This window comes from Clostridium sp. AWRP (genome assembly GCF_004006395.2).
Taxonomy (GTDB): Bacteria; Bacillota; Clostridia; order Clostridiales; family Clostridiaceae; genus Clostridium_B.
In genome coordinates, this window is the sequence record NZ_CP029758.2 from 596,261 (window position 1) to 620,983 (window position 24,723).

Below are 24,723 nucleotides of genomic sequence, written 5' to 3' on the forward strand. Positions count from 1 at the left end.
CATGGTTAATAAAATAGTTAGTATGATTAAGAAATATAAAATAGCAGCTATTGGAATATTAGTAGGAATTGTAGTAATAGTGTGCGGTATAATATCTTATTTTTGGTATGAAAACACTTATTATATTTCAACAAATGATGCAGTAGTGGGTGCAGATTTAGTTAATGTAAATACTCAAATTCAAGGTAAATTACTAGAGTTTGATATAAATGAGGGTGATGAAGTTAATAAAGATGAGATATTGGCCAGACAGGAAGTTACAAATACCCCGGATTCAAGCATAGATTCATCTTTAGTGAGAGCTCCTATAAGTGGTATAGTTGTGAAAAAGCAGAGTACTCAGGGAGAATTTAAACTAGCTGGTCAAACTATAGCTACTGTAGCAGATGAGGATAATGTTTATGTAACTGCAAATATAGATGAAAAAGAAATTCAAAATATAAAAGTTGGTCAAGCTGTTACCGTTAAGTTTGATGAATTTAATGGCAAAAAGTTTAATGGAAAAGTAAAATCCATTGGATTAGTATCACAAAATGGACTAAATCAATCTTCTAAAGATAAAAGTGGTAAGTTTGAAAAAGTAAACCATAAAGTACCGGTTAAAATTCAGTTCAATAAAACTAAGGGATTAGTTTTAGGAACTAATGCAAGTGTCAAGATTCGTATAAAATAGAAAACAATTTATTTATGCTTAATTATAAGTACTAAATTTTATTAGATTAAAAAAAGTTTAATAAGTTTAAAGCTTATATTTTAGAAAATCCAAGAAGTTTAGAAATCTGTTTATATTAAATTGTTAGGAGTGATATAAAATGAGTAATTTCTACACAAAATCAGGTGTAAGACTTACCTATGCAGAAAGTGGTAAAGGTAAAAAAGCAATTGTTTTTATTCACGGTATGCTTTGTTCCAAAGATTTTTTTCAAAAACAAATTTCTTTTTTCAAAGATAAGGATTATCATGCTGTAGCTGTAGATCTTAGAGGACATGGTGATTCCGATAAACCTCTGGAAGGGTATACAGTAAAAACGTATGCTTCTGATGTTCATGAACTTATTCAAAAATTAAATTTGGAAAAACCTATATTAGTTGGCTGGTCAATGGGTTCTATGGTGATTTGGGATTATTTTGATATGTTCCCTGGTGAAGTAGGTGGATTGGTATGTGTAGACCAATCACCATCAGATTTTGCATGGCCAAATTGGAAGTTTGGAGTAATGACTACAAATGATTTGAAGGAAATATCCGAGGTTACACAAACAAACAGAGAACCATTTTATAAAGAATTAATTGGTTTGATGCTGCACGCTCCTTCTAAAGAAGATTCTGAGTTCTTTTTAAGTCAACTTATGAAAATACCACCTGTAATAGCAGAAGCAATTGTTTTAAATCAGACTTATCAGGACTACAGGGAGACTATTAAAAACATAAATGTGCCAACTTTTGTTGCATTTGGAGAAGATCCAAAACTTAATCCGCCAGAAGCGGGTATGTGGATAAAAGATAACATTAAAGATTCTAAAATAAAGATTTTTAAGAATTCAAGTCATTGTCCATTTTGGGAAGAACCGGATGAATTTAATAAGGCAGTTAAAGATTTTGCAGATTCAATAAAGTAATTATAGAGAGGTTCTAAACGAAAAATAAACTTATGCGTAGAAATATTTTTACGCATAAGTTTATTTTTTAGTTAGAAATTCTATTTATCTATCATAATCATGTTAAATTGAGTATTATAGCTGCAATTAAAACCTGCTTTAGATAAAGCATTTAAAGCTACATTTTTATTAGAAGAAAGGTCTTTGGCATTGAAACTATAAGTTTGCTTATCTATAGTCAATGTCATTCTAGATGAATCATATTTTCCACCTAAGTACATAGCTATATAATTTGGATTTACATAAGCTTTACCTTTTATGATTTCAGCTTGATTACTTCCAAATGCAATTGGTGTTCCATATATAACTAACCTTGGATCAGCACCTATGGCTGCTAATTCTTTATTATTCATATCTACATTGTATGCAGTTGGAAGAACTACTTTTGTACTGTTTTGAGGATGATCCTTATCTATTATAAAGGAATCTACTAAGGTACCATCTTGTTTATAAGTATTTATCGCAAGTACATTTCCTTTCACATCTGCTACTTCATAGCAAGGCATATCTTGTGGATCAAAGAAGAATGCATCCCAAACTTTAGATGATAAATCTGGATAATATTTAGCTCCACTTCTACCAGTTACATAATATACTGTTCCCTTAGAATAATTGGTATAGTATTTTCCATTATTAATAGGAAAAGTTCTCGACATTGCATGATCATGTCCATTTATAACTACATCTACATGATGTCTTTCTAATACAGGTGATATTATATTTTTTAAAGTTATATTTGCTCTTGAAGCTTTATTGTAATATGGAGTTTTATGGAAGGATACTATTGTCCAAGGCTTTTTATTTGAAGTCAAGTCTGAATCAAGCCATGCGGCCTGCTTTTTTAAAAATTCATCATTATTTGGAGATTCTTCATCTTCCTGGCTGTCTAACATAACGAAATGAACATTTCCATAATCGTAAGAATATACTTGCCCTTTGAAACCATTAGGTCCGTTCATAGGAACTTTAAATTGACTGGTAAAATATTTAGGTTTAGTTGAATTCCAGCCAACCGCATTGTAGGTTTCGTGATTGCCTTGAACTGGCATTTCAGGTAAATTGTCAATAACTCCTTTAGCAGCATCAAACCAGTTATTCCAATGCCTATAATCTTGGCCCTTTTCAACTAAATCACCAACATTTATCATGAAATCGGCATCTTTATTTTTAGAATAGGCGTTTTGAACTGTCTTGTTCCAGGGAGCATAATTTGGAACAGCAGCATTTCCACTTTGAGAATCCCCAAAAACAATAAATTTAACATCGTCTTCTTTGCTTGCTTCTGTTTTAAATGTATTTTTAGTACTCCAATTTTGGCCATCTCCTACCATATAACTATACTTAGTTCCTGGAGTAAGATTTTCTAAGGTAGCTGAAAATAAATTCATACATCCAGTATTTATATCAGTGCTTGATGTAGAAAAATCTTGTTTAGTAGCATTAAGAGTTTTTGTTTCTCCAGTAGCCAAATTTTTATATTGAACTAATCCTTTAGTTACATTTGTACTAGTTCTCCAGGTGATTGTCTGTGTAGTTTTAGGGTCTTTAGTCCAGGTTAAAGTAACGTGATCAGGTTTCACAGTAGAATTTAAATTAGTATTAATAGTTGTACTATCGTAAGCCGCATGAACTGAGTATATTGGAGCTATTGTTGATGTGGCAGCAATAAGTGCAGCTATTATCATAGATAAGTATTTTTTTTTCATAATATTTTCCCCCTAACTTAATTTACCATTTGACAATCTTATTATATATTTTCGAAATTAAATGGATATTATATAAAGTTAACTGTATGTTAATTTATATTATGCTATAATAAATGTTAATTATAATTTTTGTAATATTGAAGGAGAGTATGATAAATGGAACATAAGGGAGTTTTAAAGAATATAGGTGGATATGTATTTTATATTATATTAGCAGTTGTGTTTGCATTGGTATTTAGGACCTATGTTTTTGCAAGAACAACTGTGACAGGACCTTCTATGCAGCCTACATTTCATGATAAGGATTCTGTATTCTTGGAAAAAGTAAGCACTGAAACCGGGCATATAAGCAGAGGAGAAATTGTTACTTTTTATTCTAAAGACGAAAATAATGATGATTACATAAAAAGAGTTATAGGAATAGCTGGAGATAAAGTTGAAATAAAGGATGGAAAGGTATTTTTAAATGGACAACTTCTTTCGGAAGATTATCTTCCTAAGGGGACTATTACTGAACCTAATTCTCTTATTACACAATATGTAGTCCCTAAAGGATATGTTTTTGTACTTGGAGATAATAGGGGAAATAGTACTGACAGCAGAATACTTGGACCAATAAATTTGAAAGATATAAGAGGGCATGTTGTTTTGAGAGTATACCCTTTTAATAAGATTAAGGCATTTTAAAATTTGTAATATGTATAACTTAACTTTAGCAGTTTAAGAAAATTACGAAGCAAAGCTTTTGAAAATAACAAAGTTCAAATAACAAAGAACAGATAAAGATGATTTCCATATTTGAACTTTGAACTTTGTTCTTTAAAAAAATTTCGTATGTGTAAAGGTTGAGTATATAAAAGTAAAATCGTTTGTGGGGAGTAAAAAATGAACATTAGAGAAAAATATTTAAAAGATGCTAAAAAAGTTGTAGTTAAGGTAGGTACTTCTACTCTTATAACCGAAGATGGATCTTTGGATTTGTATAGAATAGAAGAGATAGTAAGACAAATTTGTTATTTGCAAAATCAAGGTAAAAGTGTAGTTTTAGTAACTTCTGGAGCTATTGGTGTTGGATTTTTGAAGCTAGGACTTAAAACAAAGCCAAAAGACATATGTGAAAAGCAAGCTGCTGCGGCTATCGGGCAGGGAATACTTTTGAATACATATGAAAAAATATTTTCAGAACATGGCAAAATAGTAGCTCAGATTTTACTTACAAAAAATGATCTGGATATTGTAGACAATTATACTAATGCCCAAAATACTTTCACAGCACTTTTAAAACGTGGAGTAGTACCAATAGTTAATGAAAATGATGCAGTTGCGGTAGAGGAAATAAAATTTGGTGATAATGATACTCTTTCAGCCTTGATTGCAAAGACTATTCATGCAGATCTCCTTATATTGCTCTCAGATATTGATGGACTTTATAGTTCCGATCCCCAATCGAATAAAGATGCCAAATTAATAAGCTGTGTTCCTAAAATAACTAAGGAAATTGAAGATTGCAGTAAGGGATCTCACAGCAGTGTTGGAACAGGTGGTATGTATACTAAAATTAAGGCTGCAAAAATAGCAGTGTCATCGGGGATATCTATGATAATAGCAAATGGATCTCAGGATTCTGTTATAGAAGATATAGTTTCAAATAAGGAAATTGGAACTTTATTTGAAGCAGAAAAATAAAAGGAGGATTATAGAGGTGGATATAGATAGTTATGTTGTAGAAAAAGCTAAAACTGCAAGTAGGGCTGCAAGAATATTATCTAATATGGGTCCGAATTTAAAAAATAAAGCTTTAAATGATATGGCAGAGGCACTTCAAAATAACAAAGAACTTATTTTACAAGCTAATAAGTTAGATCTCGATAATGCTAAAAAATCAGGTAAAGGTAAAGCTTTTATCGACAGGCTTGAATTAAACCAAAAGAGGATAGATTCTATGGCAGGCGGACTTATTAAAGTTGCCTCACTTCCAGACCCTATCGGTGAAGTGTCTAAAATGTGGAAAAGGCCTAATGGACTGCGTATTGGAAAAGTTAGAGTACCTCTTGGAACAATAGGAATAATATATGAAGCTAGGCCAAATGTAACTGTGGATGCTGCTGCACTTTGTCTTAAAAGTGGAAATTCAGTTATTTTAAGAGGAGGAAAAGAAGCAATAAACTCCAATGTAGCTATATACAATACAATAAATAAAGCTGCTGTGAGTGCCGGATTTCCAGAAGGAGCTATTGAATTCATAGATATAACTGAAAGAGAAGCAGTAGAGACTTTGATGAAACTTAACGAATATGTAGATGTGCTCATACCAAGAGGGGGCAGGGGACTTATCAATTCCATAGTAAAGAATTCTACAGTGCCTGTAATTCAAACTGGTATAGGAAATTGTCACGTTTATGTGGATGAAAGTGCAGATTTAAATATGGCAGAAAATATAGTGGTAAATGCAAAAACTCAAAGACCAGCAGTTTGCAATGCTATGGAAACATTGCTTGTACACAGAAACGCTGCTGAAAGGTTTTTGCCTCATTTGGGAGAAACTTTAAAAAGTTTGGGAGTTGAAATAAGAGGATGCAGTGAAACGAAAAAATTGATTCCCTATGCAAAATTGGCAACGGAAGAGGACTATGATACAGAATTCCTAGATTTGATATTGGCTGTAAAAGTAGTGAATTCACTGGATGAAGCTATAGATCATATTTATAAATATGGAACAAAACATTCTGAATCTATAATAACAAATGATTACAATTCCTCTCAAAGATTTTTAAATGAAGTTGATGCTGCGGCAGTTTATGTAAATGCATCTACTAGATTTACTGATGGTGAGCAGTTTGGATTTGGTGCCGAAATAGGTATAAGTACCCAGAAGCTTCATGCGAGAGGACCTATGGGGTTAAATGAACTTACTACATCAAAGTATGTAATCTATGGAGAAGGACAGATACGAAAATAGAGATTTTTATCTGATGTCTATCTACTGTAACACTCCTACTAAGTAAGATTCATTGATTAAATTTAAATTGAACTTCTGAGAATCGTATACTCAGGAGTTTAATTTTTGATTAAAATTCTTAAATGGAGAGTATTCTGTAATTATGGTATAATATAGAAAATAAATTTTTGATTTTAAGAGGTGTATAAAATGGCAGGTATAAAATATGAAATAAAAGAGAATAAAGGAGTATTATCAGAGTCGCCTAAAGGATGGAAGAAAGAATTAAATTTAGTAAGCTGGAATGATAGAATGGCTAAATACGATATAAGGGATTGGTCACAAGAACATGACAAAATGGGAAAAGGAGTTACTCTAACTGTAGAAGAACTGAGGGAGTTAAAAAACATATTAAATAATATGGATTTGTCTTAGAGGTATGATTTTATGAAATATAAATTTTTGTGGTGTATTTTCATAGTCTTATCTATATTTACAGTCACTGCGTGCAGCAGCAAAAGTAATATGGTAAAAAGTAGTTTAAATAGTTACATAGATGCATGGACAAAATACAACTATGATTTAATGTACAGTAAGATGGATAAAGATAGTAAATCTAGGATTGCTAAAAAAGATTTTGTGAGTCGTTACAATAATATTTACAGTGGAATAGAAGCAAAGAATATAAATGTAAAGATTGACAGCAGCAGTGACATAAAATATGAAGATGGAATTGCAAAAGTGCCAATAAAGGTAAGTATGGATACTGCAGCAGGTAAATTAGATTTTTCAAACAGTATAAGTTTGAAAAAAGAAAAGGACAACGGCAAAACAGATTGGAGAGTAGAGTGGAGTCCTTCTAATATATTTCCGGATTTAAAAGAAGGAAATAAAATAAGGATAGATACTGTACAGGGAAAAAGAGGTACGATTTATGATAGAAATGGCAATCCTATAGCAGAGGATGGGCGGGCAGCACAAATTGGGATTGTACCTGAAGCTTTAGAACAAAATGGTGAAAAATCTAAGGAAAATGTAGCTGCCTTATTAAACATTTCAAAAGAAGATATACATAAGAGACTCTCTGCATCTTATGTAAAAAAGGATATGTTTGTACCTATAAAGGTAGTACAGGAAGACGATAGTAGTCTAGCTGTACTTCAAAGAATTTCGGGAGTAAAAGTACAGTATATAAAGGAGAGAGTGTATCCATTAAAAAATGCAGCTGCACATTTAACAGGGTATGTACATAAAGTTACTGCAGAAGAATTAAAAATAAATAAAAATTATGGACCTGATGATGTAATAGGTAAATCAGGATTAGAACAAATATATGAAAGTACTTTAAGAGCTCAAAACGGATATGAAATTTATATTGTAGATAAAAATAATAAGAAAAAAAAGACTCTTATAAAGAGAAAAGTACATAATGGAAAAGATATAAAACTTACTATAGATTCTAAAATTCAAAGTTTACTATATAATGAATTGCAGCAGGATGCTGGTATGGGTGTTAGCATGAATCCTAAAACGGGTGAGGTTCTAGCCCTTGTAAGTACTCCTTCTTTTGATCCTAATGATTTTGTAATGGGTATGTCAAGTGATACTTGGAAAACTTTAAATGAAGATAAGAGAAGACCTTTATACAATAGATTTCAGAGCAATGTGGTTCCTGGATCTGTTTTCAAGCCTATTACAGCAGCAATAGGTTTAAAGGATGGTAAATTAAATCCACAAGTGTCTAAAAATATTTCTGGACTTAAATGGCAAAAAGACAGCAGTTGGGGAAAGTATTATGTTACACGAGTAGAGGATTATGGCGAGCCTAGCAATCTTTTGAATGCTCTTGTTTATTCAGATAATATATATTTTGCAAAAGTTGCACTGGATATTGGAAAAGACACTATGGAGACAGAACTTAAAAATTGGGGGCTAGGTGAGAGAATGCCTTTTGAGTATGGACTCTCTAAATCACAATTAGCTTCAAAAGGAAATATAAAAACAGAGGTGCAGCTGGCAGACAGCGGATATGGCCAGGGAGAAATTCTATTAAATCCAGTTCACTTAATGGCAATGTATGATTCTTTTGTGAATGAAGGAAATATTATAAAACCATACCTTATATATAAAGATAATGCTAGAGCACAGATATGGAAAAAAGCTGTATATCCTAAAGAAGATGCAAATATTATTTTAAATGACCTGGAACAGGTAGTTTCAAATCCTAAAGGGACGGGACATGAAGCATATATATCTGGAATGAATTTGGCAGGAAAGACAGGCACTGCAGAGATAAAGGCTTCACAGGAGGACACTAGTGGAACAGAAGTTGGATGGTTTGCTGCAGTTAACGTGGATAACCCAAAGCTTTTAGTAATAGCCATGGTGGAAAATGCTAAAGAAAAGGGAGGCAGCCATTATGTGGTTCCTATAGTCAAAAGTGTATTTGAACAGGCAAGATAGGGCTATATTTTGTTTGATGGTTATCTATTGTAATACTTTTACACACTTTATGAAAGCGACTAAATAGGATTCGTTGATAAGTTTAGTTGCAATGTGGAATATAATTTAAATTTTTGATATAATAGTATATAAAGGAAATAAATAAATTTTTAATTTATTTAAGGTGAAAGAAATTAAAAACAGGACAAAAAGTCGGAAGCAGTGCTCTGACTTTTTTTAAATAAATTAAATAAACGTTTTCATAAAATTATATTTATATTTTCAGGGGGAGTGTAAATGAAAAATCTAAAAGTTAGGGGTAAAATAAATCTTTTAATAGTATGTATCATTCTGATTTTAAGTGTTTCAGTTCTTATATTAGTACATCATAATTTAAGTAATATAACAGACGAAAGCTATTCAAACCAACTGAAATCAAATTCTGGTATGGCTTTAAAGTTATTAGATGAAAAATATAGTGGAGCATGGAAAGAAAAAAAAGGAAAATTATACAAGGGAAGTAAACTTATAAGTGGAGATACTAAATTTGTAGATTCTATAAAAGCGGAGACGGGTGAAGAAGTTACTATATTTTTAAAAGATACAAGGATTTCTACGACGGTAATGAACAAGGGAAATAGAGCTATAAATACAAAAGCCTTATCTGAGGTTTCAAATAAAGTGTTGAAATCTGGAGAAGATTTTAGGGGAGAAACAAAAATATTGAATGTACCCTATGAGGTAATATATAAACCAATCAAGGATAATGAAGGAAATGTACTGGGAATGTTTTTTATAGGCATTAGTAAAAGTGTAATAAATAATCAAATATTTGAAGTTTTTAAAAGCATAGGCATTATTGTGATATTAATAGCTATATTGTCCGTTATAGCAGCAAATATTTTTGTATCCAAGATAACTAAAGTATTACTTTATTCTGCAGGATATATGAACACTTTATCAAAAGGAGATTTTACTAAAGAAGTTCCTGGAGAATACTTGAATTATAAAGATGAAGGAGGAGTTTTAGCCAAAGGTATAGAAGGTATGAGAAAATCTGTAAATAGTTTATTGTATACAATTAGAAATGATTTTAAAACTATACTTGATAAATCAAATAGTTTGGTTCTGATTTCTAAAGAATTATCTGGATCTTCAAGTGATGTATCCCAGACTATAAATCAGGTGGCTGGAGCAAACACAAATCAGGCACAAGAATTAGTTGCTGTAAATGAGGTTATAGATTCCTTTAGCAATGAATTGTCTAAGATAGTTGAGGATATAAATGAAATAGATAGAAGCTCTAATGAGATAGACAGTATGGCAAAAGAAAATAGTGAAAAACTGCCTAATATAGAAAAGTCTATTACAAAAGTAAATGATTCTTTTAAAATGTTTAAGGATGATATAACGGAGTTTAGCAGTAATGTGCTGAAAATAAATGATATAACTAATATTATAAACAGTATTTCAGATCAAACTAACCTGTTAGCTTTAAATGCAGCTATAGAAGCAGCTAGGGCTGGAGAAGCTGGAAAAGGTTTTGCAGTTGTGGCAGAGGAAGTAAGAAAATTAGCTGCACAAACTAAGGAGTCTTCTACAAGTATAGATAGTTTAATTAAATTGCTTTCTAATAAAATAGGAGCCATAGTAAAGGAAACTTCAGAGATGGATAATGAAATTGTAAATCAAACTAATTCCATAAATGAATCTGTAGAAGCTTTTACTAATATAACTTATGCGGTTAATAATATAATACCTAAAATTCAAAAAGTGAATGTATCCGTAGACAATCTAGAAAAAAGCAAAGATAAAATAGTGAGTAGTGTAGAAGAAACCTCAGCTACTGCAGAAGAGATGGCTGCATCTACTGAGGAAATAGCAGCTTCCAGTGCTGAAATGAGTAAGTCTGCAAATAAAGTATATGAAGTTGCAGAGAATCTTGAAAGTATGACAGAAAATCTTAAGGAAAATATAATTAAGTTTAGAATAAATAATTAATATGTCAACTTTGGCACATATAAAAATATTGCTGATTTATATAAATTTGAAGCTTGTTTTGCATTAGCAAAACAAGCTTCAAAAAATAAATTAATTTTCTGACATAAGGAAGAAAACTTACATTCACTGTCCTATGTCCTCTGTCAATTGTCCTTTAAAAAATGGCGGAACTTTAAGGTTCTGCCATTTTTATTTTAAGTGGATGATATGATATAGGTTATTATAGATACTGCTAATATTAATGCTATAAAAAAAATTGTAGTAGCAGTTTTTATATGCTTTTTGTGCAATTCTATTGGAGAAAGTTGTTCTTTCATGTTATAGCTCCTTCTATTATGTAATTATAATAATAAATTTAATATAATTTATTATGTAATTTAATTATATAATAAATAAATTACTATTTCAATATTATGAATTGTTGTAAGATAATATATTACTACATAATGTGGAATTATATGTGACTAAATATCAATAATTAAGTTTCCCGTAACTTATTGACAGAAATATAAAAAAGGTGTTTAATATAACTGACCAGTCAGTTATATTAAATTAGGCATATTTACAAATTGTAAACTTTAGGCATCTTTTTATATTTACAACATTGATTTTATTTATAAAGTTTCAAGAGAGGAGATAGCATGAACTTTTTTAAAGTAGTATGGGCTGATATTCGTAATATACTTAGTAGTAAACTTATGCTGCTTGGATTATCTGCTATAATATGTATACCTCTTATATATGGAGGTATGTATCTTGCAGCTTTTTGGGATCCATATTCAAAAACAGAAAACATTCCAGTAGCTGTTGTAAATATAGATTCAGGTGGTAAAATTGATGATAAAGAAGTAAATTATGGAAATGATATTGTAAATAATTTAAAAGATAATAAAGATCTTAAATGGAAATTTTCTAAAGATCTTAAGAACTCCAAAGAGTATTTGGAACAGGGTAAGTATTATGCAATGTTTATTATACCAAAAGATTTTACAAAACGTATGGTACAAGCTGATAAAGGAATTTTAGAAAAACCTAATTTAATATTTGTTACTAATAAGAAAAAAAATTATGTAGTAGGCCTTATATCTGATAAAGCAGCTATTGCAGTAAAAGATAGTATAAATAAAAGTATGATATATAATATTGGAATAAAAGTTTACGACAGTATGTATGAATTGAGAGATGGAATGGAAAGTGCATCTAATGGAACTTCCCAGATTAAAGATGGAGTTACGGATATGAAAGATGCTGTTCCATCTATGGAAAATGGTATGGACAAACTATATAATGGAGCTTCCACTTTGACTAATAAAATAAATGATGCTGCAGATGGAAGTAATGAGCTGAGGGATGGACTTGGAACTTTAAATGGGAAAATGCCTGATCTTATAGATGGGGTGAACAAGCTTTTAAAAGGTTCTTCTACTATAACTGATAAAATAGGAGATGCTGCAGATGGAAGTAAGTCACTTAGAAATGGAATTAATTCATTAAGTGGTAAGATTCCTGATTTATCAGATGGAATTGACAAACTTTATGATGGATCTACATCACTGCAAGATGGACTTCACGAAATGGACGACAATATGCCTGATTTAGTGGATGGTGTGGGAAAACTTAAAGATGGATCAAAGCAGTTAAAAGATGGACTTGATCAGGTTAAATCCGGAGTTGGAGATGCAGAGAGTACAGCTAAAGTACAAATAGAAAAAAATAGGCAATATATTGTACGAAATGTTTATCCTGAAGTTCAGAGATTAACATATATTGCAAGTACTGTAGATAACCAAATACCGGATAATAGCAATTTAAAGCCAATATCTCAAATTATAGTCTACAATTTGCAATTGCTGCAGGGTCAATTGAAGGACTTGGCGGATGGTGGAGAATTAGATTATTCTAAGATAATGGGTATCCTAAATAATACAAATTCATACCTTCAAAGTGTTTCTACTAGTATAGAAAGCTTAATGAGTAAATTAGATAAAAGCAGCAATACATATGCTGTTTGCAGTGAGCTTGATACTCAGGTGAAGTTTTTAGAAAGTACTGTAAGCAATATAAAATCGGCATTAGAGAGTGTGAAACAACTTATAGATGGAATTGATAAGCTAGATGCGGGTGCAAAAAAATTAAATGATGGATTAGGTGAACTATATGATAAGACTGAAGATTTAAAAGATGGTACAGATACGCTGTATAATGGTTCTCAAAATTTAACAGATGGAATTGGCAGGCTTAAAGACTCTGTCCCAGAACTTAGTAACGGAGTTAGTACCCTTTATGATGGCTCTGTAGATTTATCTGATGGCTTATTTAAAATACAGGATGGTTCTAAAACTTTAACAGATAAATTGGGAGAGCTCAATAACAAGGTACCAGATGTTGAGTCAGGTGTTCAGAAACTTTATGATGGGTCTACAGATTTGTCAGATGGACTTTTTAAATTATATGACGGTTCAGGTACTCTTAGAGATGGTATAAAAACTCTTAAAGATAAGATACCTGATTTACAAGATGGTGTAAATAAATTGTATGAAGGTGTGGCAGAGCTGCATGACAAATTGGCAGATGGCGCTGAAAAGCTTTCAGACAAAATGGTTCCAAGCAGCAAGGACATGGGAAATTTTATGTCAAGTCCACTAAATGTAAAAGATAAGCCTTTGTATGATGTAGGTGGATATGGACAAGGACTGGCACCATACTTTATAAGTCTGGGAATCTGGGTTGGTGCACTTTTGATGTTCTTTTTAATTAGTGAGAATGTAAATCCAAATTTAAAAATCAAGCTTCCTGCAAGAATTATAGGCAAATATCTTTCTTATTGTGCTGTAGGAACGATTCAAGCTGTACTTTTAAGTGCTGCAGTTATGGCACTTGGACTTAAGCCTTCTAATGTTACAATATATTTTACCTTTAATATATTTCTGTCTTTTGTATTTATAGCTATAATACAAAATTTCGTATTTTTATTTGGAGATGCAGGAAGGCTTATGGCAATAATAGCCTTAATATTACAACTTACTTCCTCAAATGGTACATTCCCTGGGGAATTATTACCTAAATTTTTTAAAACTATAGGTCCATTTTTACCTTTTACATATTCTATATCTGCAATGAGAGAGATAGATTGGGGAATAGACTATAGTGTCCTCCAAAATGATGTGATAGTGTTATCTATATTTTTAGCAGCATCTTTAATTTGCTCTTTAGTATTCAAAAAGTATTCTATAAAATTTAATTTAATTTTGGATCTTAGAGAAATTGAAGAGAAGGCCATGAAGGAAAATTTTATTGAAAAGAGGTGAATATATCGGAATATATTCCGGTATAAAATTATGAATAGGAGAAAAATATGTCTAATACTTGCAATTACTTTTGTATGTTCATGTTTTCCACCCTTAGTGTCAAAAGTATATGCAGGAGACTATAATGGTGATTCAAGTTCATATTATGACAATATAGACAACGGTATAGTTTTTCCAGATAAAAATTTGGATAAAGCTATAAGAGAGAAACTTAATAAGATAAATGAGCCTATAACTGTAAGTGACATTTCAGGTATAACTAAACTTAGTATAACAAATAAGGATATAAGGAGTTTAAGCGGACTTGAGAGACTAAATAATCTAGAAAGGTTAGATGCAAGCTTTAATAAAATAGAAGATTTGACCCCTATAGCTAATTTAAAACAACTTAATACTTTATATCTATATGAAAATGAGATAAAAAATTTAACACCTCTTATACATTTAAAGCATCTTGAAAAATTAAATGCAGCAAATAATGAAATTAAAAATATAGATCCGCTAGCAGGAAGGGACTCCTTGAGAGAACTTACTTTAAGCAGCAATAAAATTGAAAATTTAGGAGCACTGTGGAGTTTAAATGGATTAAAGACTCTTATGCTAGATGATAATAAAATATCAGATGTATCATATTTAAAGCATCTTTATAATTTGCAAAGTTTGTACCTTTCTAAAAATAATATAAAGGATGTAACCCCTTTAAATAATTTGACAAACCTAACTAAGCTATATTTAGATCAAAATCCATTTAATAATGGAAAACCACTTTTAGAACTTAAGAATCTTAAAAGAATATCTTTAGATAAAGATAAGATTGACAATATAAAAGATTTTAATAACAGCAAATTTGAAAATTTAGTATGGCTTAAATATGACGGGCAAGAAATAACTGATTTTGATAAATTGAATAATATAGTGGATGATGCCAATGTAGAAGTTACATTTAAAGATGCTAATTTAGAAAAAGCAATTAGGAATAAAATAGATAAGCCTTCTGGAAGTCTTTATAAATATGATGTGGAGTTTATAAGTGATTTGGATTTGTTTGACAAAGGCATAAAGGACCTTTCTGGTATAGAAAATTTAATAAGATTAAGATCTTTAAATTTAAGTAAAGATGACATAGTAGACTTGAGCAATATAAAATATCTGGATAACTTGGAGCAGTTGTACTTAAACGGAAGTAAAATTGAAAAACTAGATGACTTGGAAGATTTAACTAATTTAAAGAAGCTTCAGGTATGTGGGACAAAAATTTCAGATATAAGTCCTATTGAAAGCTTAACAAATCTTGAAACCTTGAATTTAAGTGATAACGATATAACGGATATAGAAAGTCTTAAAGGTCTGGAAAATCTAGAAAGCTTAGATTTGAGTAAAAATCATATTACAGATATAGATAGCTTAGATAGCTTGGTAAATTTAACTTCCCTTTCATTAGATGAAAATAATATATCCAGTATAAATTGTACTGCTTTTATGCCTGAACTTGAAACACTATCCATAAATAAAAATAAAGTAAGCTCCTTAATTCCTTTAAGAGATAATACAAAACTTACAAGACTATTAGTAGATGAAAATAAACTTACAAGTTTAGAGGGCATAAATTCTGCAGTTAAATTAAAAGAAATACGCGGTGACTCAAACCAAATAAAGGATATAAGTGCAGTAAAGAAATTAAACGATTTACAACTTGTAAGCCTTATGAAAAATAAAATAAGTGATATAACACCACTTAAAAATGCAAAGAACATTCAAAGTCTATACCTTTCAAATAACAATATAAATGATATAGTGTCTCTTTCGGAAATGGGCAATATGGTAAGAGTATATCTTGACAGTAATAAAATAAGTGATGTATCTTCACTTTCAAGCATGAAAAATCTAAAGACCTTGTACTTGAGTAAGAACGATATAACAAGGATATCAAAGCTTGGAAACCTCACAAAGCTTGAGACTTTGGATGTAGGAGATAACAGCATTTATGATATAAGTCCTATAAATAATATGACATCACTTAAAAATCTAACTCTTACAAATACTGATGTTCCTAAATATATAATAAATTCAATATCTAAAGACATAGATGTAACGGATTAAATCCTATATTTTTAATAAGGAGGCAATTTTATGAACAAGAGAAAGGTTAAAATTTTCATATGCGCTGCGGGAATAATAGCTTGTGTATATAGTACTTCAGCTTTAGCAGGTCCCACAAAAATAGAGGATACAAATGCTATATTTAATAAAGTATTTGGAACTAACATACAAAACACAAATAATATACAATTTAAAGATGAAAATTTAGATAAGGCTGTAAGGGAAGCAATAAATAAACCTAAAGGAAATATTACTAGAAATAATGTGTATGGTTTAACTAAACTTGATGTAGAAGGTAAAGGAATAAAGGATATTTCAGGAATCGAATATCTGGAAAATCTTAAAACTTTAGATTTAAGTAATAATGAAATAGAAGATATATCTCCTATTAAATATCTTAGGTATATTCAAAAGTTAAACTTATGCAAAAATAAAATATCAGATTTAACGCCTCTTGAAAAGTTATATAAATTAGAAAGAATTGTTTTAAGGAACAACAAAATTAAAGACATAGAACCTCTTTCAAAATTAGAAAATTTAAAGGAAATTGATTTATCGAAAAATCAAATAGATAATCCAAGTTATCTTAAAGATCTAAAGAAACTAAAAACAGTAAACCTAGAGAACAATGTTATAGAAGATGGAGAAAAATTAAAAGATTTAACTAACGTTAGTACCCTTATTTTAAGTAAAAACAGTATTGATGATATAGAAGATTTGGATAATTTGAAAAATGTAAGTGTACTTTACCTTGATGAGAATCCGTTTACACAAATAAGTCCTTTGAAGGACCTCCCAAATTTGAAAAAACTTAATTTGGACAAGGATAAAATAAGTGATTTAAAGGAGCTTAAAAAATTTAAAAGATTGCAATGGGTGAAATACAGAAACAAAGAAATTTATAGCATAAACAATTTAAATGAGCTGGTAGAAGATCCAAATGTAGTAGTAACCTTTAAAGATGCTAGTTTAGAAAGAGAAATTAGGAATAAAATTGAAAAGCCCGAAGGGGATATTAAAAAGGGAGAACTTGACAACGTAGTAGAATTAAATCTTTGGGATAAAGGTATTACAGACCTTTCAGGAATAGAAAATTTAACAGATCTTAAAGTATTAAATATAGGTAAAAATGGGATATCTGATTTAACCCCTTTAAAGGATTTAGAAAGTTTACAAAATTTATATATTACAGATACTGATGTTAGTGCTTTAGATCCAATTAAAGATTTAACTAATCTTACTTGTATAGAAGCCACAGATACGAGCATTTCGGATATTTCTTGTATTAAAGATTTGGTTAATTTGAAAACTTTAAATTTAGGAAACACAAATATATCTTCACTTTCAGGAATAGAAAATTTTTCGGATTTAGAGTCGCTGGATGTGGACAAAACTAAAGTTTCAGATTTATCTCCACTGAGTTATCTTTTAAATCTTACAGATTTGAATATAAATGAAGATAAAGTAAGCAATCTCAGTCCAATTTCAAAACTTAAGGATTTAGAGAGATTATCTGCAAATAAAACTAGTATAAGTGCTTTTGAATCTCTGAATAATCTTACAAAGTTAAAATGGATTACTGCTTGTGACATTAATAATCTTACATCTATTAGTGGACTTGAAAATTTAGCTGAACTTAAGGAATTAAGATTAGATAATGATAGTATAAAAAATATAGGGGCTTTATCAAATTTGAAAAATTTAGAAACTTTGAGTTTAAAATCAAATTATATAAGTGATATAAGTCCTCTCTCTAATTTAATTTATATGAAAAACTTATACTTATATGGTAACAACATAAGTAATATAAATTGTCTTGAAAATATGAAATATCTCAGAAAGTTATATATAGATAAAAACAGTATAAGTACCATAAGTGCAGTTAGAGGAATGAAAGATCTGAAAACTTTATCTTTTGGAAATAATTTAGTTTCGGATTTGTCTCCTGTAGCATCTCTTTATAGTTTAGAAAGTATTGATGCTAGTGACAACTATATATCGGATATAAGTGCAGTTAATTCCTTAGATAAATTAAAAGATCTTATAATAACTAATAATAAAGTGCCCGAAGGTCAAATTAATGCCATATCCTCCCGAGTTACAGTGAGCAAATAACATAAATTTCAATGGAAGTAAATGTTCAATAATGATATAATTATTTCATTAATTATAGAGTTTCTAGATTGTAAGTTGAATTATAAAATATCATATAATGACAAATTTAAATTACAACCTATAACAATTTTGGGAGGATTACTATATGAAAAGTAACTCAATGAGAAGATTAGATATGAGATTATCTGCGAAAAAATTATTTGTGGTATTTTGGACTATATTTTTTTTACTTGGTTTTTCATTTACGGCAGCGGCAGCGGACCCGTCACAAGTACTAAATCAAGTGAAAAACGATATTAAAACTTATTATGTAGACAATATACCAGACGGGGTATTAAATGCATCTAGTATAGATGAAGCACTGAAAAAACTTAATGATCCATATACTGAGTATTTTTCTAAAGAGGAAGAGACAAATTTTTTAAATTCAATAAATAATAAAATCTATGGAATAGGCATATATATGTCTCAGGTTCCTTCAGGGATAAAAATAGATTCTGTAGTTGCAAATTCTCCAGCAGAAAATGTAGGGCTTAAGGAAGGGGATATTATAATTTCTGCAAATTCCCATTCTCTTGCTAATATAACACTTGATCAAGCTTCTTCATATATTAAAGGAGATGAAAATACAAATGTTAATCTTGTAATTCAAAGACAGGACAAGGTATTAAGTTTTTCTGTAAAAAGGGGAGAGGTAAGCATTCCAATAGTAGATGGAAAAATGGTGGATAGTAATACTGCATATATCCACATAGCATCTTTTGGAGAAGACACATCACAAAAGTTTAATGAAAAGTTAAAAGAGCTTCAAGCAAATAAACCTGCAAGGTACATAATAGACCTGAGAGATAATGGTGGAGGATATATGGATTCCGCCCTAAATGTAGCAGGAAATTTCATAGGAAAAAATTTAGCACTTATAGTTCAAAATAAGAGTGGTGAAAAAATAGGATATCTGGCAGGAGAACAACGAAATACGATAGACAAGCCTACTATATTTTTGGTGGATAAATATACTGCCAGTGCTTCTGAAATACTCTCTGCAGCAGTGAAGGATTATAAAAAAGCTTTTTTTATAGGAAATACTACTTATGGAAAAGGTGTGGCACAGCAGATGTTTGACCTTTCAGATGGAGGAACATTGAAGCTAACTGTAGAAAAGTTTTATTCTCCTGCAGGTAATACAATACAAAAAGTAGGAATAAAACCTGATTTTGATACAGGTAATGAGAATTCTTTAGCAGTAGCACAATTATTGTCAGGACAGTGCAAAGATGGAACAGACCAGCAAGGACTTCTAAAAGTTACAATAAGTAATGAAAAATTTTATATAGATTTAAGTATTGCTAAAAATGAGGAATATTGGTCTGCCTTTAAGTATATAGTGAATAATATAGATAGATCACAAATTTGTATAGGCACTAAAGATGGATGGGCAAAGGTTCCGGAAGAATACTTTAGCAATATATATAAGTTTTTTTATCCAGAAGATAAGGTTTTAGATACAATGCAGCAGGTGCCACAGGACAAAGAATTTACTGTAATTTTTAACAAAAAAATAAGTTCTGATATGAAGGATAAAATAAATACGGAAATTATAAATGGTACTACTGGTAAAAGGGCTGCTTTTAAAATAGGCAGTATAAAAGACAACAAGGTAGTTATTGTGCCACAAGAAAAATTAGAAAAAGGAAAGACTTACTATATAAAGGTTAATGACACTATAAAGCCAGTTACTGTTAAAAATTAACGAAAGGTAAAAAATGGAAACAACTCATAGATTTTCTTCATTTGAATATAAGGTAATAAAGAAGAATATAAAAAATATAACTATTAAAATTAATGGAAAAGGTGAAGTATATGTAATAGCACCTCTTAATGTTAGTTACCCATCCATAGAGAAAATAGTTGAGAGTAAAATGGAATGGATACAAGAGAATGTAAAAGTTACAAAAAATAGAATTTACACCATGAAGTCCATGGGCCTGTTAGATGGAAAAAAGCTTTTATGGATGGGGAATATTTTAAAGATAGAAATACAGCAGGTGGACATAAAGAAATGTTATGTAGAAATTGCGAAAGATAAAATTGTAGTTTATGGCAAAGATATTTTATTGAAAAATGAGGAAAATATTAAAAAGAGCATATGCGAATTTTATAAACAAAAGGCTAGGGTGATTCTTAGAAAACGGGTGGATATTTATTACAAAAATCTACATACTTATCCCCAAAAAATAATAATTAGGTGCCAGAAGACTAGATGGGGCAGCTGTTCCTCTAACGGTAATATTAATTTCAATTATAAAATATTAATGGCACCTATGGAAATTATAGATTATGTAGTTGTGCATGAACTTTGCCATCTGATACATATGGATCATTCTAGAGATTACTGGAAATTAGTAGAATCTATAATTCCACAATATAAAGATAGAAGAAAGTGGCTTAAATGTAATGGATATATGCTTAATTTCCCCCCAAAATACATATGAATAGTAAGTAAACTTATAGACATTAGAAAAATAATAAAGTAAAATTAAGTAAGTAATTTTAATTGCGAAAGGAAAATAATATGAAATTTTATTTTTTACTTTTGATTGCAGTGGCACTTTCTTTAGATGCCTTTGGGGTCTCACTGTGTGTGGGATTGAATGGCGCAGTGGAGAAAAGAAATAAGTTTCAACTTTCTTTTTCATGTGGATTTTTTCAGTTTTTTTTTGCTATATGCGGTGCTTATGCAGGTTTTCTATTTAATACATATATTGCATCTGTCCCTCAGGTAATTGGAGGAGCATTAGTATCTATAGTAGGTATCCTTATGGTTAAAGAAGGTTTGGGGAATAAAGGAGAATGCATACTCATTAAACCAGGAATGATTCTAGTGCTTGGAGTTTCAGTAAGTATTGATGCATTAGTAATAGGATTTACAACTTTAAATAATATAGCAAATAGGATAGAGCTATTTATTAGCACTGTGTTTATAGGCTTAATTACCTTTATTATGTGTTTATTTGCTTTTTTTATTTCGAAGTACCTCCAGAAAATACATATTGTAAGTAAATATGCAGATTATATAGGGGGAGTAATACTTATTATATTTGGTATTAAAATGATGTTTTTTAAGTGAAAATTTGGGGTGAATTTATGGATGTAGAAAAGTACTTGAGAAAACGTAGAATAAAAGTTACAAAAGCAAGATTAAATATTTTAGATATATTATCTAAGAGTGATAATGCTATAACTGTTGATACTTTATTTGAAAAGTGTAGAGAAAGGAATATAAATGTAGATTTATCCACTATTTATAGATCCTTAGAATTATTTGAAAATAAGAAAATTGTTAGAAAATTTGATTTGGGTGAAAATAAATATAGTTATGCTATAATGAGAAAAAAGCATAAGCATATATTGGAGTGTAAAATATGCCATAAAGAAGTAGAAATAGACTGTCCTATGCAGCAAATAGAGGAAATTATAAAAAGCAAAACGGGCTTTGTATTTGAAGATGAAGAACTGGATTTTAAATTAAATGGAATATGTGCAGATTGTAGAAAGATAAAAAGTAGTAAAAACTAAAGAATCTTATTTTAAAGTTATCTGTGTGGGATATACTTTTTTTATTTTCCACACTCCTCTAGCATTTTTTTGTGTAAATATGGTATATTCTAGCTTTTCATGTGGCATTTTAGCAGATATACCAGAAACTTTAATAAATGCAACTGTTCCATTGGAAAAATACATATTTATATTACCCATGTTGTACAGCTTATATCTATTAAAAATGCCAGTAGTAAAATAATTTTTAACTGCGTAGTTAATATCTCTACATTTATATGATACATATATTTTTTCTATCATTGTAACGGTAAGTAAAATACTTATAAATATAATTATAAATTTTTTCATAATCTCCCTCCATATAATGGAAATAGTGTATTAATATTATAATATACAAATTTACAAAATAAGTAAATACTTATTTTTATTTATATAGAAAAATATTTTGTAAAGTTAGAATTTATGTGACAGTTAGGTCATTTTTAATTCTAAATTATTTAAATTTTTACGGTTGTATGGTATTATTTTATTAAGAAACATTACAATGCAAAACTTTATTGGGGTGAAATTATGAGACTGGAATTTATAGATAGGGTTATGGAAGAAGACGTACTTGGAAAGAGCATATTAACCTGTGAAGGACAAGTTTTATTACGAGCAGGAGTAAAGTTGAACAGTAATTATATAGATAAATTAAAAAAATTAGGTGTATTTTATGTATATGTAGAAGATGAAAGATTAGAAGATGTATATGTCGAAGATGAAAAATTGGCACAGCTTAAACAGTCTACTATGAAAAGTATGTCAAAAGTAATGGTAAATTTAAATAATTATGATGAAAAGGGATTAAGACAATCTTTAAAAACAGTAGAAGAAATGATTAATTATATAGTTGATGTTGGAGATGTAAATAAAAGTCTTTATGACATACAAACGTATGACAATTATACTTTTGTTCACTCAATAGATACTTGTGTAATGGCTTCTTTTTTAGGAATTTCAGCAGGATACAATGGATTTAATATAAAGGAACTTGGTGTGGGAGCTATCTTACATGATGTAGGAAAGACAAAGGTGCCTATAGAGATATTGAATAAAAAAGGTAAGTTGACGGATGGAGAATTTGCTGAAATAAAAAAGCATCCCCTACATGGTTCAAAAATCTTAAAAAAGGTTTTGGGTACATACAGTCCTATAATTAAAATAGTTGAACAGCATCATGAGAGAGTTGATGGTAGAGGATATCCCTATGGACTTACTGATAAACAGATAACAAATTTTGCAAAAATGGTTTGTATATGTGATGTATATGATGCTGTTAGTAATGATAGGTGTTATAGAAAAAAATTTCGCCCTAATGATGCTTATGAACTCGTACTTTCAGGTAGTGGAACTAGTTTTGACCAAAAAATAGTATCCTATTTCAAAAATACATTTGCTGTTTATCCACTTGGATGCTGTGTTAAGTTATCAAATGGAGTTAAAGGTTATGTTATAAGGCAAAACAGAGGATTTCCTGATAGACCGGTGATAAGGGTATTACAAGATTCTGAAACTGGGGCTAACATATCAGGTTATGAAGTCGATTTACTTCAAAATCTAAGCGTAATCGTAGAAGAAATAGTATAAAATAACGTATACAGCGTATTATAAATGTGGGAAATGTTAATAACTCAATTTCTTCACATAAGAAATTAGTATAATATAAAAATATTGTTTTGCAATTTTTTTAAAATGCGAAGGTTGAGTTATACTTATTGGTGTATTCGTTTTTTTAGGAGAAAAATATGAGTTCGTATATTGATAATTTAATAGACAGGTTATACAAAAACTATAATTTTAATATTATAGAGATAGAAGGCATAAATGGAATATGCGGTAGATGGGCGTTGTGCAGAGAACAAAATTCTATTATGGAAGTAGTTTTCTTTTCTAAGGTGGAAAGTTATAGAAATATAAATGTTGAAGATATAAAGTTACGTTTAAAAAATCTATCTGACAATAAAAGTGTAAGACTTGTACAAATAGTGCTAGATAGGGAAGTACATGCCACAGTGGATAAAAATAATAATCCACAATGTGGATTAATTTTTTTAAATCCTTATTTAAGTCAAATAACTTTGTATACTCCTGATTTAGAGCAATTAGCTAAAGAAATATATAATTGTATGATTTATGTAAAACAAAGTACTTTAGCAAATAAACAGTCAAAGAACATATATAAAATGAAAGACCTAATTGTGACATGGATAATAATAGCTTTAAATGTTTCTGTATATGTAGTAACAGCATACCTTTCTGGAAATGTATTTGATAGTGATGTAAATGTACTTGTATTTATGGGAGCTAAGGTTAACTCACTTATAGCTTCAGGTGAGTATTATAGGCTTTTTACTTGTATGTTTTTACATGCTGGAATAGTTCATTTAGGAGTAAATATGTATTCACTTTATATAATGGGTTCTTTTGTTGAGAAAGTGTATGGCAAAGTTAAATATATAGTGATGTACATTATATCAGGTTTAGTTTCTTCGGTATTTAGTTTTATGTTTTCGGCATCTATTTCAGTAGGAGCTTCAGGAGCAATATTTGGACTTTTAGGGGCGGCGTTGGTATTTGCGATAAAGATGAAGCATAAAATTGGTAAGGAATTTTTAATGAATGTATTATCTATAATTGTGGTAAACCTTATAATAGGATTTTCTATAGCAAATGTAGATAATTTTGGACACTTAGGAGGACTTGTAGGAGGAGTAGTTATAACATATTTATTGGGCAATGTAAAGGACATCGCCCAATAAATAGCTTTCACAGTTTAAGCAAATTACGATCTAAATGAATTCACAATTCACAGTTCACAATGCACAATTTCGGTAGATTTTTCTCCGCTATGCTGC

20 protein-coding genes are annotated in these 24,723 nt (G+C 30.0%); 17 read left to right on the top strand and 3 right to left on the bottom strand.

Annotated features, from left to right (window positions below):
* Position 1: 1 nt before the first annotated feature.
* Both DMR38_RS02705 and DMR38_RS02710 read left to right on the top strand, forming a co-directional pair.
* Entirely contained in the window at positions 2–673 is a 672-nt protein-coding gene (locus DMR38_RS02705; protein WP_243124419.1) for an efflux RND transporter periplasmic adaptor subunit, read from the top strand.
* A 139-nt stretch (positions 674–812) separates the two neighbouring features.
* Positions 813–1,619 (top strand): alpha/beta hydrolase, encoded by an 807-nt coding sequence (locus tag DMR38_RS02710; protein WP_127719886.1) that lies wholly within the window; start codon positions 813–815, stop codon positions 1,617–1,619.
* A gap of 80 nt (positions 1,620–1,699) precedes the next feature.
* On the opposite strand, the gene DMR38_RS02715 is transcribed toward DMR38_RS02710, so the two are convergent.
* The gene (locus tag DMR38_RS02715) at positions 1,700–3,364 is read right to left on the bottom strand and encodes a metallophosphoesterase family protein (protein ID WP_127719887.1); all 1,665 of its coding nucleotides are present in this window, start codon (positions 3,362–3,364) and stop codon (positions 1,700–1,702) included.
* Between the two features lie 156 nt (positions 3,365–3,520).
* Between DMR38_RS02715 and lepB the strand changes: the two genes are divergently transcribed.
* From lepB to DMR38_RS02745, 6 genes are all read left to right on the top strand, one after another.
* Entirely contained in the window at positions 3,521–4,051 is a 531-nt protein-coding gene (lepB, locus tag DMR38_RS02720; protein WP_127719888.1) for a signal peptidase I, read from the top strand.
* A gap of 198 nt (positions 4,052–4,249) precedes the next feature.
* Entirely contained in the window at positions 4,250–5,050 is an 801-nt protein-coding gene (gene proB / locus DMR38_RS02725; RefSeq protein ID WP_127719889.1) for a glutamate 5-kinase, read from the top strand.
* A 16-nt stretch (positions 5,051–5,066) separates the two neighbouring features.
* The gene (locus DMR38_RS02730) at positions 5,067–6,323 is read left to right on the top strand and encodes a glutamate-5-semialdehyde dehydrogenase (protein ID WP_127719890.1); all 1,257 of its coding nucleotides are present in this window, start codon (positions 5,067–5,069) and stop codon (positions 6,321–6,323) included.
* Between the two features lie 189 nt (positions 6,324–6,512).
* Positions 6,513–6,737: a PC4/YdbC family ssDNA-binding protein gene (locus DMR38_RS02735; RefSeq protein WP_127719891.1), complete on the top strand. Its 225-nt coding sequence runs from the start codon at positions 6,513–6,515 to the stop codon at positions 6,735–6,737.
* A 12-nt stretch (positions 6,738–6,749) separates the two neighbouring features.
* Positions 6,750–8,765: a penicillin-binding transpeptidase domain-containing protein gene (locus tag DMR38_RS02740; RefSeq protein ID WP_127719892.1), complete on the top strand. Its 2,016-nt coding sequence runs from the start codon at positions 6,750–6,752 to the stop codon at positions 8,763–8,765.
* Between the two features lie 276 nt (positions 8,766–9,041).
* Entirely contained in the window at positions 9,042–10,745 is a 1,704-nt protein-coding gene (locus tag DMR38_RS02745) for a methyl-accepting chemotaxis protein (RefSeq protein WP_127719893.1), read from the top strand.
* Between the two features lie 194 nt (positions 10,746–10,939).
* Here DMR38_RS02745 and DMR38_RS22475 read toward each other — a convergent pair whose 3' ends face one another.
* Entirely contained in the window at positions 10,940–11,062 is a 123-nt protein-coding gene (locus DMR38_RS22475) for a hypothetical protein (protein ID WP_279230802.1), read from the bottom strand.
* Positions 11,063–11,386: 324 nt separating this feature from the next.
* On the opposite strand from DMR38_RS22475, the gene DMR38_RS02750 reads away from it, so the two are divergent.
* The 7 genes from DMR38_RS02750 (at position 11,387) to DMR38_RS02780 (ending at position 21,844) form a co-directional block, all read left to right on the top strand.
* Positions 11,387–14,053: a YhgE/Pip domain-containing protein gene (locus DMR38_RS02750; protein WP_127719894.1), complete on the top strand. Its 2,667-nt coding sequence runs from the start codon at positions 11,387–11,389 to the stop codon at positions 14,051–14,053.
* A gap of 30 nt (positions 14,054–14,083) precedes the next feature.
* Entirely contained in the window at positions 14,084–16,153 is a 2,070-nt protein-coding gene (locus tag DMR38_RS02755; RefSeq protein ID WP_127719895.1) for a leucine-rich repeat domain-containing protein, read from the top strand.
* A 30-nt stretch (positions 16,154–16,183) separates the two neighbouring features.
* On the top strand, positions 16,184–18,268 hold the full coding sequence (locus DMR38_RS02760; RefSeq protein ID WP_127719896.1) for a leucine-rich repeat domain-containing protein: 2,085 nt from the start codon (positions 16,184–16,186) through the stop codon (positions 18,266–18,268).
* A gap of 145 nt (positions 18,269–18,413) precedes the next feature.
* Positions 18,414–20,018, top strand: a complete 1,605-nt coding sequence (locus DMR38_RS02765; protein ID WP_127719897.1) for a S41 family peptidase — start codon at positions 18,414–18,416, stop codon at positions 20,016–20,018.
* A gap of 13 nt (positions 20,019–20,031) precedes the next feature.
* A complete protein-coding gene (locus DMR38_RS02770; protein WP_127719898.1) occupies positions 20,032–20,760 on the top strand; it encodes a SprT family zinc-dependent metalloprotease in 729 nt (242 codons plus the stop codon).
* Positions 20,761–20,840: 80 nt separating this feature from the next.
* The gene (locus tag DMR38_RS02775) at positions 20,841–21,395 is read left to right on the top strand and encodes a manganese efflux pump (protein ID WP_127719899.1); all 555 of its coding nucleotides are present in this window, start codon (positions 20,841–20,843) and stop codon (positions 21,393–21,395) included.
* Between the two features lie 17 nt (positions 21,396–21,412).
* The gene (locus DMR38_RS02780; protein ID WP_127719900.1) at positions 21,413–21,844 is read left to right on the top strand and encodes a Fur family transcriptional regulator; all 432 of its coding nucleotides are present in this window, start codon (positions 21,413–21,415) and stop codon (positions 21,842–21,844) included.
* 6 nt (positions 21,845–21,850) lie between these two features.
* Here the strand turns inward: DMR38_RS02780 and DMR38_RS02785 are convergent, their stop codons facing one another.
* Positions 21,851–22,174, bottom strand: a complete 324-nt coding sequence (locus DMR38_RS02785) for a hypothetical protein (protein ID WP_127719901.1) — start codon at positions 22,172–22,174, stop codon at positions 21,851–21,853.
* A 222-nt stretch (positions 22,175–22,396) separates the two neighbouring features.
* Here DMR38_RS02785 and DMR38_RS02790 point away from each other — a divergent pair, with 222 nt between their 5' ends.
* Together DMR38_RS02790 and DMR38_RS02795 are read left to right on the top strand one after the other, a co-directional pair.
* Positions 22,397–23,455 carry an HD-GYP domain-containing protein gene (locus DMR38_RS02790; protein ID WP_127719902.1) on the top strand — a complete coding sequence of 353 codons (1,059 nt, stop codon included), beginning with the start codon at positions 22,397–22,399 and terminating at the stop codon, positions 23,453–23,455.
* Between the two features lie 158 nt (positions 23,456–23,613).
* Positions 23,614–24,627: a rhomboid family intramembrane serine protease gene (locus tag DMR38_RS02795; protein WP_127719903.1), complete on the top strand. Its 1,014-nt coding sequence runs from the start codon at positions 23,614–23,616 to the stop codon at positions 24,625–24,627.
* The last annotated feature ends 96 nt before the right edge of the window (positions 24,628–24,723 follow it).